This is a genomic window from Rhodococcus sp. 14-1411-2a, from assembly GCF_002259485.1.
Taxonomy (GTDB): Bacteria; Actinomycetota; Actinomycetes; order Mycobacteriales; family Mycobacteriaceae; genus Rhodococcoides.
On the sequence record NZ_NPGA01000018.1, the window covers coordinates 1 to 14621 of the forward strand.

Annotated in this window: 14 protein-coding genes and 1 rRNA gene; 9 read left to right on the forward strand and 6 right to left on the reverse strand. The window is 64.2% G+C overall.

From position 1 onward, the window contains the following. Positions 1-97, forward strand: a 5S ribosomal RNA gene (rrf, locus tag CH291_RS17400); the annotation flags it as partial. A gap of 519 nt (positions 98-616) precedes the next feature. After that, positions 617-1237, forward strand: coding sequence for a DUF6188 family protein (locus CH291_RS17405; RefSeq protein ID WP_179276587.1), 621 nt, complete (start codon positions 617-619; stop codon positions 1235-1237). Here the strand turns inward: CH291_RS17405 and CH291_RS17410 are convergent. Together CH291_RS17410 and CH291_RS17415 are read right to left on the reverse strand one after the other, a co-directional pair. Beyond that, positions 1216-1965, reverse strand: a complete 750-nt coding sequence (locus tag CH291_RS17410; protein WP_256980883.1) for a YqjF family protein — start codon at positions 1963-1965, stop codon at positions 1216-1218. The two genes, CH291_RS17405 and CH291_RS17410, sit on opposite strands and share 22 nt — an antisense overlap. 23 nt (positions 1966-1988) lie before the next feature. Then, positions 1989-2657 carry an SIMPL domain-containing protein gene (locus CH291_RS17415; RefSeq protein ID WP_094688315.1) on the reverse strand — a complete coding sequence of 223 codons (669 nt, stop codon included), beginning with the start codon at positions 2655-2657 and terminating at the stop codon, positions 1989-1991. 87 nt (positions 2658-2744) lie between these two features. On the opposite strand from CH291_RS17415, the gene CH291_RS17420 reads away from it, so the two are divergent. After that, positions 2745-3737, forward strand: coding sequence for an isopenicillin N synthase family dioxygenase (locus tag CH291_RS17420; RefSeq protein WP_094688164.1), 993 nt, complete (start codon positions 2745-2747; stop codon positions 3735-3737). Here CH291_RS17420 and CH291_RS17425 read toward each other — a convergent pair. Then, the gene (locus CH291_RS17425; RefSeq protein WP_217901147.1) at positions 3731-4159 is read right to left on the reverse strand and encodes a DoxX family protein; all 429 of its coding nucleotides are present in this window, start codon (positions 4157-4159) and stop codon (positions 3731-3733) included. The genes CH291_RS17420 and CH291_RS17425 overlap by 7 nt on opposite strands. A 34-nt stretch (positions 4160-4193) precedes the next feature. On the opposite strand from CH291_RS17425, the gene CH291_RS17430 reads away from it, so the two are divergent. Continuing rightward, positions 4194-5261, forward strand: coding sequence for a DNA polymerase IV (locus CH291_RS17430; RefSeq protein WP_094688165.1), 1068 nt, complete (start codon positions 4194-4196; stop codon positions 5259-5261). Here CH291_RS17430 and CH291_RS17435 read toward each other — a convergent pair whose 3' ends face one another. Further along, positions 5262-5966, reverse strand: coding sequence for a TerD family protein (locus tag CH291_RS17435; protein ID WP_094615559.1), 705 nt, complete (start codon positions 5964-5966; stop codon positions 5262-5264). 117 nt (positions 5967-6083) lie between these two features. Then, positions 6084-7835: a pyruvate dehydrogenase gene (locus CH291_RS17440; RefSeq protein WP_094688166.1), complete on the reverse strand. Its 1752-nt coding sequence runs from the start codon at positions 7833-7835 to the stop codon at positions 6084-6086. 291 nt (positions 7836-8126) lie between these two features. On the opposite strand from CH291_RS17440, the gene CH291_RS17445 reads away from it, so the two are divergent. The 4 genes from CH291_RS17445 to CH291_RS17460 are packed head-to-tail and all read left to right on the forward strand — an operon-like array spanning position 8127 to position 12315. Continuing rightward, entirely contained in the window at positions 8127-8864 is a 738-nt protein-coding gene (locus tag CH291_RS17445) for a GntR family transcriptional regulator (RefSeq protein ID WP_218829039.1), read from the forward strand. A gap of 33 nt (positions 8865-8897) precedes the next feature. Then, the gene (locus CH291_RS17450; RefSeq protein WP_094688168.1) at positions 8898-9899 is read left to right on the forward strand and encodes an ADP-ribosylglycohydrolase family protein; all 1002 of its coding nucleotides are present in this window, start codon (positions 8898-8900) and stop codon (positions 9897-9899) included. A gap of 29 nt (positions 9900-9928) precedes the next feature. Then, positions 9929-11395, forward strand: coding sequence for a purine-cytosine permease family protein (locus CH291_RS17455; protein WP_094669253.1), 1467 nt, complete (start codon positions 9929-9931; stop codon positions 11393-11395). Beyond that, positions 11392-12315, forward strand: a complete 924-nt coding sequence (locus CH291_RS17460; RefSeq protein WP_218829040.1) for a PfkB family carbohydrate kinase — start codon at positions 11392-11394, stop codon at positions 12313-12315. Before CH291_RS17455 ends, CH291_RS17460 begins: the two co-directional genes overlap by 4 nt. Here CH291_RS17460 and CH291_RS17465 read toward each other — a convergent pair. Then, positions 12286-13341 (reverse strand): LacI family DNA-binding transcriptional regulator, encoded by a 1056-nt coding sequence (locus CH291_RS17465; RefSeq protein ID WP_094688169.1) that lies wholly within the window; start codon positions 13339-13341, stop codon positions 12286-12288. The genes CH291_RS17460 and CH291_RS17465 overlap by 30 nt on opposite strands. 112 nt (positions 13342-13453) lie before the next feature. Between CH291_RS17465 and CH291_RS17470 the strand changes: the two genes are divergently transcribed. Then, on the forward strand, positions 13454-14488 hold the full coding sequence (locus tag CH291_RS17470; RefSeq protein ID WP_068051181.1) for a formamidase: 1035 nt from the start codon (positions 13454-13456) through the stop codon (positions 14486-14488). Positions 14489-14621: the final 133 nt, after the last annotated feature.

The window sequence follows — 14621 nt, forward strand, 5'->3', positions numbered from 1 at the left end:
GGAAACGCCCGGTCCCATTCCGAACCCGGAAGCTAAGCCCTCCAGCGCCGATGGTACTGCACTCGACAGGGTGTGGGAGAGTAGGACACCGCCGAACACAACATCCCAGAATGGCCCCCGACCACGGTCGAGGGCCATTCTGCATTTCGAAACCACCCATCACCACACCCACGAGCATCTGACGAACGCGCGCGCATTCGCCACGAACCGGGCCTGGACCCTGGTGGCCGGCTCGCACGCTGACGGACCCCCGAGCTGCCCGGCACCCCAGCCCCACCCCCCGTCCGAAACACACGCGCGCGCGTTCGCTATCCGCGCGCACAATCGCGCCCCGACCATTCACCATTCCCCGCGCACCTGACGAACGCGCGCGCATTCGCGGCGGCCGGGCCCTGGACCCAGGCGCACACACCGCTGCCCCGAACTGCTCCGGAGCGTTTGCCCCGGCGCAGACGCGAGCGCGTTCGCTATCCGCGCGCGGATTCGTGCCCCGACCAGTCCCCATTTCCCGCGCACCCGACGAACGCGCGCGCATTCGCTCGCCGCCAGGTCGAACATCCTCTCCCCGGCGAGGCTTTGTGGGTGTCGCCGAGATTCTGTGGCACAGTCGTTGTCGATGAAACTCCCCGTCGAACAGCGCCGTATCAGCAGAATTCTGCTCGATTTCGATCTGAGTATCGAGTTCGACAACGGTGCCAGCATCGCTTTCAGTGAGGTAGTGATCGATGGCCTCACTGTCGATGAAGACAATCAGTTCGAGGGCCTACGAGCCTTCGCAGCACTGCACGGTCTTGTCTGCGAAGACGCAGACTACGACGAATCCGGTGTTCTCCGTCTGACGTTCGAGGGCAGGCAAAGGGTGGTGGCCGCCCCGCGAGACGAAGTCGAATCCTGGGAGTACACCGCGGTGGACGGTTCGACCGTGTTGTGTGGACCGGGAGGGGCCGTCGAATCGTGGCCCGCACCCGAGCATCAGAAGGCAGAGCCCCCGACCGTCGAAAGGCTTCCTTCGATCGGTGCCACTGTGGTCCGGCTCTCGACTGGCGATGACCCTGCCGTCGAATTTTCGGACGGCACCAAGCTGTTGTTCGACCTCGCCCTCGACGCCGGGTACCTCGTATTGCGGGAAAGCGTGACGTCGAGCTCCCACTCGGACAGTGCTGCTGCAACGCAGGGAGACTGGGTCGTCGAACTATCCTCGGGTCACGTGATCTTCTACCGACCGCGCACCGTGTAGGGCTTGCCGAACTGAGTTTCGACACCGGGGGAGTACAGCACCGAGTCCGGTGGCCGGGTACTGACATCGGGTAGGCCCGCCGCTGCCACGAGTTCGTCGGAGCAGTGGGTGAGCTCAGCATCGACCAGTGGCCAGTGTCGGTGCACGTTGGGGACGTACAGCAGGCGTCCGGCGAGTGAGGTGTGCAATCCCCAACGCGCGGTGAGGAACACAGCGAGCGGATCCTCGGACATGTCGCGTGATCCCCTGACGACGCCGAAGTCCGTTGTTGCGCCGCGGTGGGGTGGTGCTAGGCGTCGGCTGCGGTAGCCGATGGCTCGACTGTTGTCGTCGATATCGATCGACGACCAGCGGTACGGAATTCGAGCGGCGTTGGTGCCCAACACGACTGCGAGTCTGGTTGCTTCCAGGGATCGGAACACGACGCCGCGTCGACCCTCCGCGTCGATCGAGTACAGGCGCACGTTGATCTCACCGAACGTGCCGAAGTACGGAACGGGGTGACGGTAACCGAGGCCGGCACCGACCATGTGGAAGCCGATCAGCCCGACCCAGGACGAGCCGTCGAATTCGTCGGGCGTGCACCCGCGAGGCAACAGCGGGGCGACGGCCGAACTCGGAACTCGCCAATGCAGAAACACGAGCCGTTCCCAGCGCTGATCCATCAGGATCGGACGAGGCAGCAGCGGCGGCCGCGGCCAGAGGCGTCGGGCATCGTCTCGATTCATGATTCGAGCCTAGGCGCGACGCGTCAGGAGGCCGTGAACCGGGCGTGCACGCTCGCGGAGATCGTGATGTTCTCGGGTTTCAGTGCGAATCCGGCAGGGGTCGACTGCGCGGCGAACATGCGAGCGGAGGGCTCGGCTCCACCATGTTCGGTGATCCCAGGAAGCAGGCCCGGGTCGGCTATCGCCACAGCGTTCACGCCCGTACGGCCCAGGCTCGATGCATAGGCCTCGGCCTTGGAGACAGCGTCGCGCACAGCGAGTTCTCGGACCGCGAGAGTACGAGCGGTTCTGCTGGATTCGGTGAGGTCCCAGTCGAAGTGGTCAATCGACACTCCCTCCAGTGCAGAGGCTGCGTAGACGAACGCGTCCACCAGATCGAGTTGGCTGAACTGCACCTCCACCGACGCTTCGGCTTGGTAGACGTAAGGGAGTTGTTCTCCGTCGTTGTTGAACGGGCGGTGGCGCGAGTGGCGCACCTGGTCCACCGACCAACGATCGATCGGTCCGCCGTCGCTGTTGTAGAGCGGCTCGACCAGTCTGGTGAGTTCGCGGACGAGTTGCTGAGCGGGTTCGGACGCGGACTCCGCCGTGCGGCCGTCGGTGCGAACGGTGAGCGAGAGTGTGCACTGTTCGGGCGGGTAGGTCGCTGCGCCGTGACCGACGACTGTGATGTCGAGTGCTTCAGGGCTCATGGCGTCCAGTCTGGCATCCACGCGCCGATATTCACCGAACCTGAACAGTGCTGGCCGACGCGTCAGGTGGGGAGGACAATTGCGAGCATGCTTCCCGTTCTCGATCTCGGTCTGGCCGACGACGACCCACGCACGTTCGAGCTGTCACTGCGCGAAGCGGCTCACGGGCACGGATTCTTCTATCTCGTCGGACACGGGATCGAGAACGCACGAATGCACGAGGTGCTGCGTCTCGCGCGTGAGTTCTTTGCCGTGCCGGAGCATGTCAAGGACGAGATCAGTCAGCTGAAGAGCCCGCACTTCCGCGGCTACTCGCGGGTGGGCGGCGAGCTGACCAACGGTCGGGTGGATTGGCGGGAGCAGATCGACATCGGTCCCGAACGTCCGGCGATCGAGGGTGCGGCGGGCTACTGGAATCTTCAGGGCCCCAATCTCTGGCCTTCGCAGCCCGCAGGATTCAGAGAGACGTTCGAGCAGTGGGAACGGACGGTGTCGGGTCTTGGACTCCGGCTGCTTCGGCATTGGGCACATTCCCTGGGAGCGCCCGAGAACGTGTTCGACGACGCTTTCGCCACCGCGCCCGCGACACTGATGAAGGTCGTGCGTTACCCGGGCACTCCCGATCATTCGCAGGGCGTCGGTGCGCACAAGGACTCCGGGGTGTTGACGCTGCTGCTCGTCGAGCCGGACTCGACCGGGCTGCAGGTGGAGACGACGCCCGACACATGGATCGATGTGCCGCCGCTGGACGGGGCGTTCATCGTCAACATCGGTGAGCTGTTGGAAGTGGCGACCGGCGGCTATCTACGGGCGACGCGGCATCGGGTGGTCGCGCCCGGGCCCGGCACCGATCGAGTCTCCGTGCCCCACTTCCTGAGCCCCGCCCTCGATGCCGTCGTACCTGTCATCGAACTGCCACCGGAGTTGGCGCTGCAGTCACGAGGCGTCGAGAACGATCCCGACAACCCCATCTATCGCACCTACGGCGAAAACGCGTGGAAGTCCCGAACGCGAGCGCACCCTGACGTGGCGCAGTTGCACCACGGCATTGCCCCAGCAGAGCAACGGTCGACCTACTGACGCCTGCTGCGTCCATGTCGTGACTGTCGGTACTGCGCCCATGCCCCGGTGCACCACAGTGCCCACACGATCAGTAATGGTTGGAACAGCAATCGGATTCCTCGTGCCGTGTCGGAGTCGAGGCCGAAGGCGTTCGTGTGGTTGAAGAACTGCGAGATGTTGCCGGGGAACACCGCGACGAAGAACGCGGCAACAACCCAACCGACGAGCGGCGCGCGAGCAGTCCAGAACAGCAGCGCCAGGCCGAGCACGATCTCCACGACGCCCGATGCCAGCACCACGAAATCGACACTGATCGGCATCCACGTCGGCACCTGAGCGGCGAAGGTGCTGCGCGCCCAGAAGAGGTGGCTGAGCCCGGCGAAGACGAGGAACGCCCCCAACACGACCCGCCCGATGGTGCGAGAAATCGATTTCGTCATGGCGTCATGAGACACCACGGGCACACTGAACACCATGACCGGGAGCGCTTCGACCGACATCGCGCGTCGCCGATGGGTACTGCACGTCGACCTCGATCAGTTCATCGCCGCCGTGGAAGTGCTGCGCAACCCCGATCTGGTGGGCAAGGCAGTGGTGGTCGGAGGGCGGGGAGATCCCACCGAACGCGGGGTGGTCTCGACCGCCTCCTACGAGGCGCGTGCGATGGGCGTCGGGTCCGGAATGCCACTGCGCGTCGCTGCGAAGAAGATTCCCGACGCGGTCTTCCTGCCCGTGGACAAGCCGGCGTACGACGAGGCGTCGGCGATGGTGATGGACACCCTGCGGACGTTGGGATACGTGGTCGAGGTCATCGGCTGGGACGAGGCGTTTCTCGGTGTGGAGACCGATGACCCCGAGGGTGCGGCGAAGACAGTGCACGACGCCGTGTTCGACGCGACAGGGCTGCATTGCTCGGTCGGCATCGGAGACAACAAGTTACGAGCCAAGATCGCCACCGACTTCGACAAACCGCAGGGCATCTATCGCCTGACGCAGGACAATTGGTTCGAGGTGATGGGTGAGCGCGGTACCGACGCGCTGTGGGGGATCGGCAAGAAGATCTCGAAGAGGCTGGCTGCCCTCGGCATCACGACAGTCCGAGAACTGGCCGATGCCGAGGACGCGGACCTCGCCGCCGCGTTCGGACCGAAGATCGGTCCGTGGCTCGGCACGAAAGGGCGAGGCATCGACCTCGCGCCGGTGACGTCCGAGCCCTGGGTTGCACGGTCGCACAGCCGTGAGGTCACGTTCCAGACCAACGTCGCCGACTGGGCGGTCATCCGAGACGAGATCGCCGGCTTGACGTCGAAGGTGTTGGCCGACATCGAAGCCGAGAACCGGCCGGCAGTTCGGGCGGCACTGAAGATCCGCTACGCGCCGTTCGAGACGCATACCGTCAGCGCACCGATCGTCGGTGCGCCGACCTTCGATCCCGAGATTCTGACCTCGGCTGCGGTGGCCCTCGTCGATCGCCTCGACCACACTCGCGAGGTTCGATTGATCGGCGTGCGGCTGGAAATGACTCCGCCGCAACCTCTCTGACTACTTGCGACCCGCCGCCCAGCGCAGTCCCCAACCGTACTTCTTGTCGAGGTCGGCCTGGCTGCCCTGGATGTACTCGACCTCGCGGGTGACGGTGATCCCCGCAGAAGTGTTCTCCAACAATGCGATCGAGCAGATTCGAGCGGAGTTCTCGGCCGAGTCGAGGCGTACCTCGACCTGTGGTCCGCTGGTGGGGTACAGCGTCACCACCCCGTCCACCGCTGCCCAGTTCGGTGCGCCGTCGTAGATCATCGCGAAGATCAGGATTCGAGCGAACTTCTCGGGATGGGCAAGGTTGATGTGCATGTTCTCGCCGCCGCTGACCGAACCGGAGCGATCGTCACCGTCGAGCGCGATGAACGGGGCATCCTGCAGTGAACCGAAGCTGTTGCCGAGCGCCTGCACGACGCCCTTGGAACCGTCACGCAGTTCGTAGAGGCAGCCGAGGTCGAGATCGACACCGCCGGAGCCGTACGACGCCGCGGCCAACTTGGCCAGGAAGCCCTTCTTCTTCGGCTGTGCCGCGGGTGCGCCGGTCGACCAGTTCAGGTTGACCCGCATCGAACCCTGCTTCTCGCCGGACTTGGTGAGGCTGATCGTCGGTGACGCCTTGGACAGCGTCACTTTGCTCAGGCTGACAGGAGCTCCGGGTTGCTGCGCTGGGTTCTGCCCGGTCGAGGGCTTGCGGGTGTAGTCGATGGCCATGGTTGTGCCTTCCGGAACGGTCGGTTACCGGATCGAGGTGTCCGGTTTGGGCGGTGTGTCGACAATAACCGCCCGTCCGATCGCCTCGATGATCGCACCGCTGCGTACGAGACGTTGCTACGGCCGTGGCACGTTGCGCAGATTCGACTTGGCCATCCGAACCGCCTCGCCGACGCCACCGTTGAGCACGACCTTGCTCATTGCGAGAGCGAATCCCTTGATCTGCTCCCCGGTGATGGTCGGCGGCACCGACAGCGCCATCGGGTCGGTGATCAGCTGAACCAGTGCCGGACCGTCGACCGCAAAAGCGGTTTCGAGTGCACTGCGAATGTCACCGGGCTGTTCGACGCGTTGTGCGTGGATGCCGGCGGCGGCAGCGATGCCGGTGTAATCGACCTGCGGCACGTCGACGCCGAAGTCGGGCAGACCGTCGACGAGCATCTCGGCCTTGACCATGCCGAGCGTGGAATTGTCGAACAGCACGATCTTGACGGGCAGCTTGTACATCGCGACGGTCAGGAGTTCGGAGAGCAGCATCGAGAACCCGCCGTCGCCTGAGATCGAGACGACCTGGCGGTCCGGGTTGGCGAACTGCGCGCCGATGGCGTGCGGCAAGGCATTGGCCATGGAGCCATGCAGCATCGACGCGACGAAGGCCCTTCTGCCGGTCGGGTTGATGTAGCGCGCGGTCCACACGTTGCACATGCCGGTGTCCGTGGTGAACACCGCGTCGTCGGCGGCAAGGTCGTCGAGCACCGACGCGGCGTATTCGGGGTGGATGGGAACGAGCTTCTCGGCGTTGCGGGTGTATGCGCCGATCGTCTTGCCCATGAGGTCGTTGTGCTTGTCCACCCACTTCTCCACGTACCGGCGGTCGGTCTTGCGAGTGACCAACGGCTGCAACGCATTCAACGTCGCGAGAACATCACCGTGAATCGGGTACTGCACCGAGGTTCGGCGTCCGAGCTTCGTCGGATCGATATCGATCTGTGCGGTGGTGACGTCCTCCGGCAGGAACTGCTGGTACGGAAAATCGGTGCCGAGCAGGATGAGCAGATCTGCGTCGTGGATGCCCGCATGGGCTGCGCCGTACCCGAGCAAGCCCGTCATTCCGACGTCGTACGGGTTGTCGTACTGGATGAACTCCTTGCCACGCAACGAATGTCCGACGGGAGCGCCGATCGTGTCGGCGAACGCGACCACTTCGTCGTGGGCACCCTTGACGCCGTAGCCGGCGAAGATGGCAACCTTCTCGGCGTTGTTGATGGCGTCGGCCAGCTTCTGGATGTCCGCCGCAGGAGGTGTGACGACCGGTGTGGACGGAACGGCAATGGGATCCATCGTGCCGGACGCCGACAGCTCGGCGATATCGCCGGGGAGTGTCACGACCGACACCCCGCCGCCGGTGATGGAGGCGTTGATCGCCGCGCGGAACACCCGGGGAGCCTGGTCGGCAGTGGAGACGAATTCGTTGTAGAGCGAGAATTCACCGAACAGGCGGTCGGGGTGCGTTTCCTGGAAATAGCCCGAGCCGATCTCGCTGCTGGGAATGTGCGACGCGATCGCCAGAACCGGTGCGCCGGAACGGTGTGCGTCGTACAGGCCGTTGATCAGATGGAGGTTCCCGGGCCCGCACGAACCCGCGCAGACGGCCAACGTGCCGGTGGTCTGCGCGTCGGCCGAAGCAGCGAACGCTGCGGCCTCCTCGTGTCGAACATGAATCCAGTCGATGCCGCCCTTGGCCGATCCACCGGTACGGCGCACCGCGTCGACCACCGGATTTAGACTGTCGCCGACGATGCCGTAGATGCGCTGAACGCCGGCGTCGACGAGTCCTCGAACGAGTTGATCGGCCACTGTGGTGGGCATTTCACTGTCTCCTCAAAATTCGGTGACGCACCGATGTGCCTCGGCTGCGTCTTCTCGACGCCTTCCCTGGACCGAGGGTCTGCCAAACATCGAAGTGAACGCAACGGAGGGCTGTCACGGTGAACGTGCCGGTAGAGGACTGTAGCGATCTGCGTCACGTAGCGATCTTTCCGTGGTTCCCATGGGAGACCGGGACTGCCCCTATTTACGGGCGGGCAATAAATTTTTACAGGCGGGCAGTAAATTGGACAGGCTCTGTACAGGTTCACTTTTTCGATGTACGGTGCTGGCATGACCGAGCCTGCTATGACTCAGCGCACATCGGAGCGTGCGCGGCACAAGCGCCATCAGGTGCTCGCCTCACTCAAGAACACCATCGAGTCCGGCGACATCCCCTCGGGTTCGTTCCTGCCAGGAGAGAACGAACTCGCCCGCGAGTTCTCGGTCAGTCGTGGAACCATTCGTTCTGCACTCAGTGAGTTGGAAGATCAGAAGCTCATCGAAAAGCGCAGTGGCATAGGATCACTCGTCACCTTCGATGGCCATCAGATCGAGACGGCCGACGGGTGGGCACGGGCACTGTCATCTGCGGGCGTCGAGATGCACACCCGTACTCTCCGTATCGAGCGCATCGTCGATCCCGAGTTGGCAGCCGAGGCCGGTACTTCCACACTGAACTTCGTTGCCGTCGACCGAGTGCGACACGTGGTCGACGGGCGACCTGTGTCGTTGGAGCGCAGCCGTATTCCCGCACTCGGTCCGCTCACGGACCTGCCCGAGAACGGATTGGTGGAGGACTCACTGACGGCAACCTTGAGGTTCGCGGGGCTCGTGGCTGCCAGTGGCGAGCAATGGGTCTCGGTGGTTCCGGTCGACGCGGCCGACGCTGCCGTTCTCGAAGTGCCGGTGGGCACCCCGTACCTGCACAGCATCCGTGTCAGCCGAGACGCGTCGGGACAGTTCGTCGAGAAGGTCGTCAGTCTGCTCGCGCCCGAACGTTTTCGGCTCCACCTCACTTTCAATTCATGATCGATCACCCCACTCTCGGCAAGGACTGTTTCGATGCCTGCTTCACGCGATCGCGCCCTCGGGGCCTTCTACGGGCTAGCCCTGGGCGATGCGCTGGGAATGCCGACACAGTCGATGTGTCGCAGGGATATCGCCGAGGACTACGGCCAGTTGACAGGGTTCGTCGACGCCGGCCCACGTCAGCTCATCGCACACGGCATGCCTGCCGGTTCGATCACCGACGATACCGAGCAAGCGATCATGTTGGCGCAGTTGATCATCGACGGGAGCGGTGTCGTCGACCCGACGTCGTTCGCGCACGCCCTGATCGCCTGGGAAGCGGGCATGAATGCACGCGGATCGCTCGACCTTCTCGGTCCGTCGACCAAGCGTGCCGTCGAACGCATTCTCGACGGATCGGATCCGACCGAAGCCGGCAGATTCGGCAGCACCAACGGTGCGGCCATGCGTATTACCCCTGCGGCTATCGCAGCTTCGCTGGACGGCGGCATGAGCTCGTTCGTCGATGCGATCTTCCGATGCAGCTTCGTCACCCACAATACTTCCCTCGGAATAGCCTCTGCCGCAGCGGTTGCCGGCGCGATCAGTGCCGGCATCGCGGGCGCGGACCTACCCGAAGCAGTCGACATCGGTGTTGCTGCTGCGGCCGAGGGTGCCACCCGCGGATACTGGGTTGCCGGTGGAGACATCGCGACCCGAATCCGGTGGGCGGTCCAGTTGGTCGGCAACACCACCGACGAACACATCACGGATACGGTCGCCGACATCGTCGGTACGTCCGTTGCGTCACAGGAATCAGTGGTAGCGGCCTTTGCTCTGGCCGCTGCGTACGACGACCCGTGGGACGTCGTACTGGCAGCCGCCACCATCGGCGGCGACACCGACACCATCGCAGCGATAGCAGGTGCTGTCCGCGGTGCCGTCGGTGGCATGGCAGCGTGGCCCGGCGAAGCGATACGAACGGTCACCGACGTCAACTCGCTCGATCTCGAGCCCCTCGTCGATCGACTGCTCGCTCTCCGTAATACGAACTGACACAGTTCGACTCACTTTGGAGCACAACCATGACCTCTTCCGCCTCCGCCCCCGTCTCGGACACCGCGGCCGACGCTCTCTCGCTGGAAACTCGCGGGATCGAGCCCGTCCCGGACAACGAGCGCAACGGTAATCCACTACAGCTGTTCTGGGTGTGGTTCGCCGCGAACATCTCCATCCTGGGGCTACCGCTCGGTGCCACCCTCGTGGTCTTCACCGGGCTGAACATCTGGCAGGCGCTGATCGTGGCGCTGATCGGTGCCGCCGGTTCCTTCGCCATCGTCGGCATCGTCTCGATCGCGGGTAAACGCGGTGGTGCCCCCAGCCTGACACTGTCGCGGGCCACGTTCGGGGTCCGAGGCAACATCGGACCCACCCTGGTGTCGTTGATGTCGAGGCTCGGTTGGGAAACCGTCAACACCACAACCGCAGCGTTCGTGCTGCTGTCGATCTTCACTCTGATCTTCGGTGGATCCGGTGCAGCCAAGGATCATCCCGTCGTGACGATCGTGTCGATCGTCATCTTCATCGTGCTCACGCTCGTCGTCAGCGGGCTCGGGCACTCGGCCATTCTCGTCATTCAGCGCTGGTCGACGTGGATCTTCGGTGCCTTGAACATCTTCGTTGCAGTCTTCTTGATCGCGACGGTCGATTGGACCGCCGTGACCAGTACCCCGGCGGGATCGATCAGTGCGATGGTGATCGGTGTCGGAACCATCGCTGCCGGAACAGGTATCGGCTGGGCCAACGCCGGAGCCGACATGTCGCGCTACCAGCGCAAGAGCGTCGGAGCCGGTTCGTTGGTGTTGTCCAGCGCAGCAGGTGCCGGCATACCGCTCGTACTGCTGATCGGCCTCGGCGCACTGCTCTCGGCCGGCGACAACAGCCTCGCGTCCGCGTCGGATCCGGTCGCGGCTATCCGGGAGATTCTTCCGGCTTGGATGGCCGTTCCGTACCTGATCACCGCGTTCGGCGGATTGCTTCTCTCCAATCATCTTTCGGTCTACTCGGCCAGTCTGACCACCTTGACACTCGGATTCCGAATCAAGCGGGTCTACGCGGTCGGAGTGGACGTGTTCGTCACGTTTGTCGGTGCCATCTACTTCATGCTGATCTCCGACGGTTTCTACGGCCCGTTCATCACGTTCATCTCGGTTCTGGCGGTTCCGCTGACAGCATGGCTCGGGGTGTTCATGTCCGACATGATCAAGCGCAAGACCTACGATGCGGCATCGATCATGAACATCGGGAACACCAGCCGCTACTGGTATTCCGCAGGAGTCAACTGGTATGCGTTCGTCAGCTGGGCAGCGGGCATCGTCGTGGGGTTCCTGTTCACTGCCATCGCTGTGGATGGCGACGTCATCTACACCGGGCCCTTGTCGGGCAGCTGGATCGGTGACAATGGCCTCGGCTGGGTCGCGTCGTTCGTGGTCGCGGCCGGTCTGTATCTCGCCACCGGTGGAGCCCGCCGCATCGAGACCGTAGCGCGGTGAGTCCGCGGCTGATCCACACCGGCCAGGTCATCGTCGACGTCGTGATGGCCGTTCCCGAGGTCCCGACCCCGGGCGGAGACGTCGTGGCGACGTCATTGAACGAGACAGCGGGCGGTGGCCTCAACGTCATGGTCGCCGCGATTCGTGATGACCTTCCGGTGGTGTTCGCCGGTAGATTCGGTTCGGGACACTACGGCTCGATCGTGCGTGACGCGCTCGCCGTCAGCGGTGCGCTCGTGGTCAATAACCGACCACTGCCGAAGGACTCGGGATTCTGCATCGCCCTCGTCGACGCGCATGCCGAGCGAACATTCGTGACGTACCCGGGAGCCGAGGCCGAGTTGAGCGTTGCGGACCTGGAGGCAACCGCAGTTCGAGGCGGTGATCTCGTCTACGTCACCGGCTATGGACTGGCACACCAGAGCAACGCCGCGGCACTGACCGAGTGGCTCCCTTCGCTCCCGGACGAAGTTGTGGTCCTGTTCGATCCGTCTCCGCTGATCGCGACTTTGAACCGACGCGTCGTGGACGCCGTACTTGCTCGGGCCGACATCGTCAGTGTCAACTTGCGCGAGGGCACGCTCATGACAGGCGAGGTCGATCTCGATTCCATCGCAGCCGAATTGGCGGCGAGGCTGCGGCCCGAGGCGTCGGTGGTGCTCCGTACCGGGCCTGACGGTTGTCGGATTGCGGGCAGGCGGCGATCCCCACAGTCGGTGCCGGGGTTCGAGGTGCAGGCGGTCGACTCCAACGGCGCAGGCGATGCGCACGCCGGTGTGTTGTTGGCGGGACTTTCGCGCGGACTCGACCTGTACGAGGCGTCGTTGCGGGCGAATGCTGCTGCGGCGCTTGCCGTCACCGAGCGTGGACCCGCGACGGCCCCGCTTCGATCACGTACCGACGCGTTGGTCGGAGAGTGAGGGCGCAGTTCGCCCCGGGACCGTGGAGTCGCGGACGACCAGCGTCGGTGTGAGTGCCACCGAGGACACCGGCAGCCCGTGGGTGACGGCCAACAGCATTTCGGCTGCGCGTGTGCCGATTTCGCGGTGGGGACTGTGAATTGTCGTCAAGGGCACCGTCAGTTCGCTGCAGATCGAGATGTCGTTGTACCCGACGACGGCGATGTCGCGTCCCGGCTGCAACTGCGCTTCGCGCAGGACACCGAGGACTCCGATGGCGCTGAAATCGTTGGTCGCGAAGATCGCGGTCGGAGGTGTCGGTAACGCCAGAAGTGCTGTGGCCCCGCGACGCCCGGCCTCGGGATCGAAGCCCTCTTCCCGTACGTACTCGTCCGGAACGTCGATGCCTGCATCGCGGAGGGCAGCTCGGCAGCCCTCCGATCGGTCGATTCCGGTGCTGGCCCACGCCGGTCCGGACACGATCCCCACTCGGGTGTGGCCGAGCCTGGCCAAGTGCTCGCCGGCAAGGTAGCCGCCCCGATGGTCGTCGCACGTCACCGAGGTCATCCCCGGGTATCTACGGCTGATGAGTACGAACTTGATCCCTCGGCGGTGAAGGTCCTCGAGGTTCTCGCTGTCGAGGCGAGCATCACCGAAGATCAGGCCGTCGACGTTGCGGCCGAGCAGCAGATCGATGCGTCGACGCTGTTGAATCGGATCGTCGTGGGTGTTGGCGACGAAGGTCTCGTACCCGGCACGGTTCGCTGTCTCTTCGATGGCGTCGTACATCGCCGAGAGCACCACGTCGGTCAACCGCGGGACCAGGACTCCGAACGCGGTGGACTTCTTGGTGGTCAAGCTCGCCGCGTTGGGGTTGGGGACGTAGTCCATCTCGCGGGCCAGCTCGAACAATCGCAGGTCTCCGGCGCTGGCACCGGCCGGGTCGAGCGCGACGCGTCGTAGAGCACGGGAAACGGTCGAGACATGCACTCCCGCAGCAGCTGCGACCGTTTTGAGCGTGACGCTTCCCGACGTAGTGCTGTCCACTGGCGGTTCCCCTCGATCCTCCGTCGGCGCTGCCCCGACCCCTGATGACCCCTAAGCTAGCACCGTGCGCAATCGTTTGCGCAACAAGTTGCTCTCGAGGAACGGACATTCGATGACAGGTTTGGGTGGTCTCAATCCATCGCCGACGTCGCTCACGCTCGGCCTGGTTCAACAGCAGGTTCCGCTGATCACCAGCATGGCCGACGTGGATGCGACGACCGATCGCGTGTGCAGGCAGTTGCGTGAGGCGAAGGCCGGCTTCTCGGCCCTGGATCTCGTGGTGTTCCCGGAGTATTCGCTGCACGGCTTACGCAAGTCCTCGTGGGCATCCGACGAGGTGATGTGCGATATGGACGGTCCGCAGGTGGAGCGATTGCGCGACGCGTGCCGTGAGTCGGCAGTGTGGGGGTGTTTCAGCATCATGGAACGCAACCCCGGCGGAGCGCCGTTCAACTCCGGAATCATCGTCGACGACCGAGGCGACATAGCCCTGTACGTCCGCAAACTCCATCCCTGGACGCCCAAGGAGCCCTGGGAGCCAGGCGATATGGGTCTGCCGGTCTGCCCGGGGCCCAAGGGTTCCGTTCTGTCGTTGTTGATCTGTCATGACGGGATGTTCCCCGAAGTCGCCAGGGAGGCGAGCTACCGCGGTGCGAACGTGCTGCTGCGCACGGCGGGGTACAAGTTTCCGCTGCGGCAGTCCTGGCGTATCACCAACGAGGCCAATGCCTTTCATAACTTGGCGTACACGGCATCGGTGTGTCTGGCGGGGGAGGACGGCAACGGCATCCCGTCGATGGGCGAGGCGATGGTGTGCGACTACGAAGGAACCATCGTCGAGCGCGGCGATTCGACACCCGATCGAGTGGTGACCGTGTCGATCGAACCGGCCAGGGCCGATGCGGCACGTCGAGAATGGGGAGTCGAGAACAACATCTACCAACTGGGACATCGCGGGTTCACGGCCCTGGCCGGTGGCGCGCAGGACTGCCCGTACACCTACGTTCGCGACCTGGCCGACGGAACCTATCGACTGCCGTGGGAGGACGAGGTGCGCATCGTCGACGGGACGTCGGAGGGGTACGGGCCCCCGCGTAGACCCGACAGTGCGATCGATTCGGCGCGGGCCGGTCTGCGCGGCGAGTAAGGCGGAGGTTACGCGGCCGGTGCCCGTGTAACGGTGCCATTAATTGGTTCCGGATTTGTCGCCCAAAGCTCGACATCGAGCTCGAAACCCCTCTATCGTCAGAGCAACGCAATCGGTTGCACGACCGGTTGCA

What these genes read in the sequence shown, in the direction of transcription:
- CH291_RS17405 (WP_179276587.1), top strand. Translation starts at nt 617, where the DNA reads ATGAAACTCCCCGTCGAACAGCGCCGTATCAGCAGAATTCTGCTCGAT.
- CH291_RS17410 (WP_256980883.1), bottom strand. Translation starts at nt 1,965, where the DNA reads ATGAATCGAGACGATGCCCGACGCCTCTGGCCGCGGCCGCCGCTGCTG.
- CH291_RS17415 (WP_094688315.1), bottom strand. Translation starts at nt 2,657, where the DNA reads ATGAGCCCTGAAGCACTCGACATCACAGTCGTCGGTCACGGCGCAGCG.
- CH291_RS17420 (WP_094688164.1), top strand. Translation starts at nt 2,745, where the DNA reads ATGCTTCCCGTTCTCGATCTCGGTCTGGCCGACGACGACCCACGCACG.
- CH291_RS17425 (WP_217901147.1), bottom strand. Translation starts at nt 4,159, where the DNA reads ATGACGAAATCGATTTCTCGCACCATCGGGCGGGTCGTGTTGGGGGCG.
- CH291_RS17430 (WP_094688165.1), top strand. Translation starts at nt 4,194, where the DNA reads ATGACCGGGAGCGCTTCGACCGACATCGCGCGTCGCCGATGGGTACTG.
- CH291_RS17435 (WP_094615559.1), bottom strand. Translation starts at nt 5,966, where the DNA reads ATGGCCATCGACTACACCCGCAAGCCCTCGACCGGGCAGAACCCAGCG.
- CH291_RS17440 (WP_094688166.1), bottom strand. Translation starts at nt 7,835, where the DNA reads ATGCCCACCACAGTGGCCGATCAACTCGTTCGAGGACTCGTCGACGCC.
- CH291_RS17445 (WP_218829039.1), top strand. Translation starts at nt 8,127, where the DNA reads ATGACCGAGCCTGCTATGACTCAGCGCACATCGGAGCGTGCGCGGCAC.
- CH291_RS17450 (WP_094688168.1), top strand. Translation starts at nt 8,898, where the DNA reads ATGCCTGCTTCACGCGATCGCGCCCTCGGGGCCTTCTACGGGCTAGCC.
- CH291_RS17455 (WP_094669253.1), top strand. Translation starts at nt 9,929, where the DNA reads ATGACCTCTTCCGCCTCCGCCCCCGTCTCGGACACCGCGGCCGACGCT.
- CH291_RS17470 (WP_068051181.1), top strand. Translation starts at nt 13,454, where the DNA reads ATGACAGGTTTGGGTGGTCTCAATCCATCGCCGACGTCGCTCACGCTC.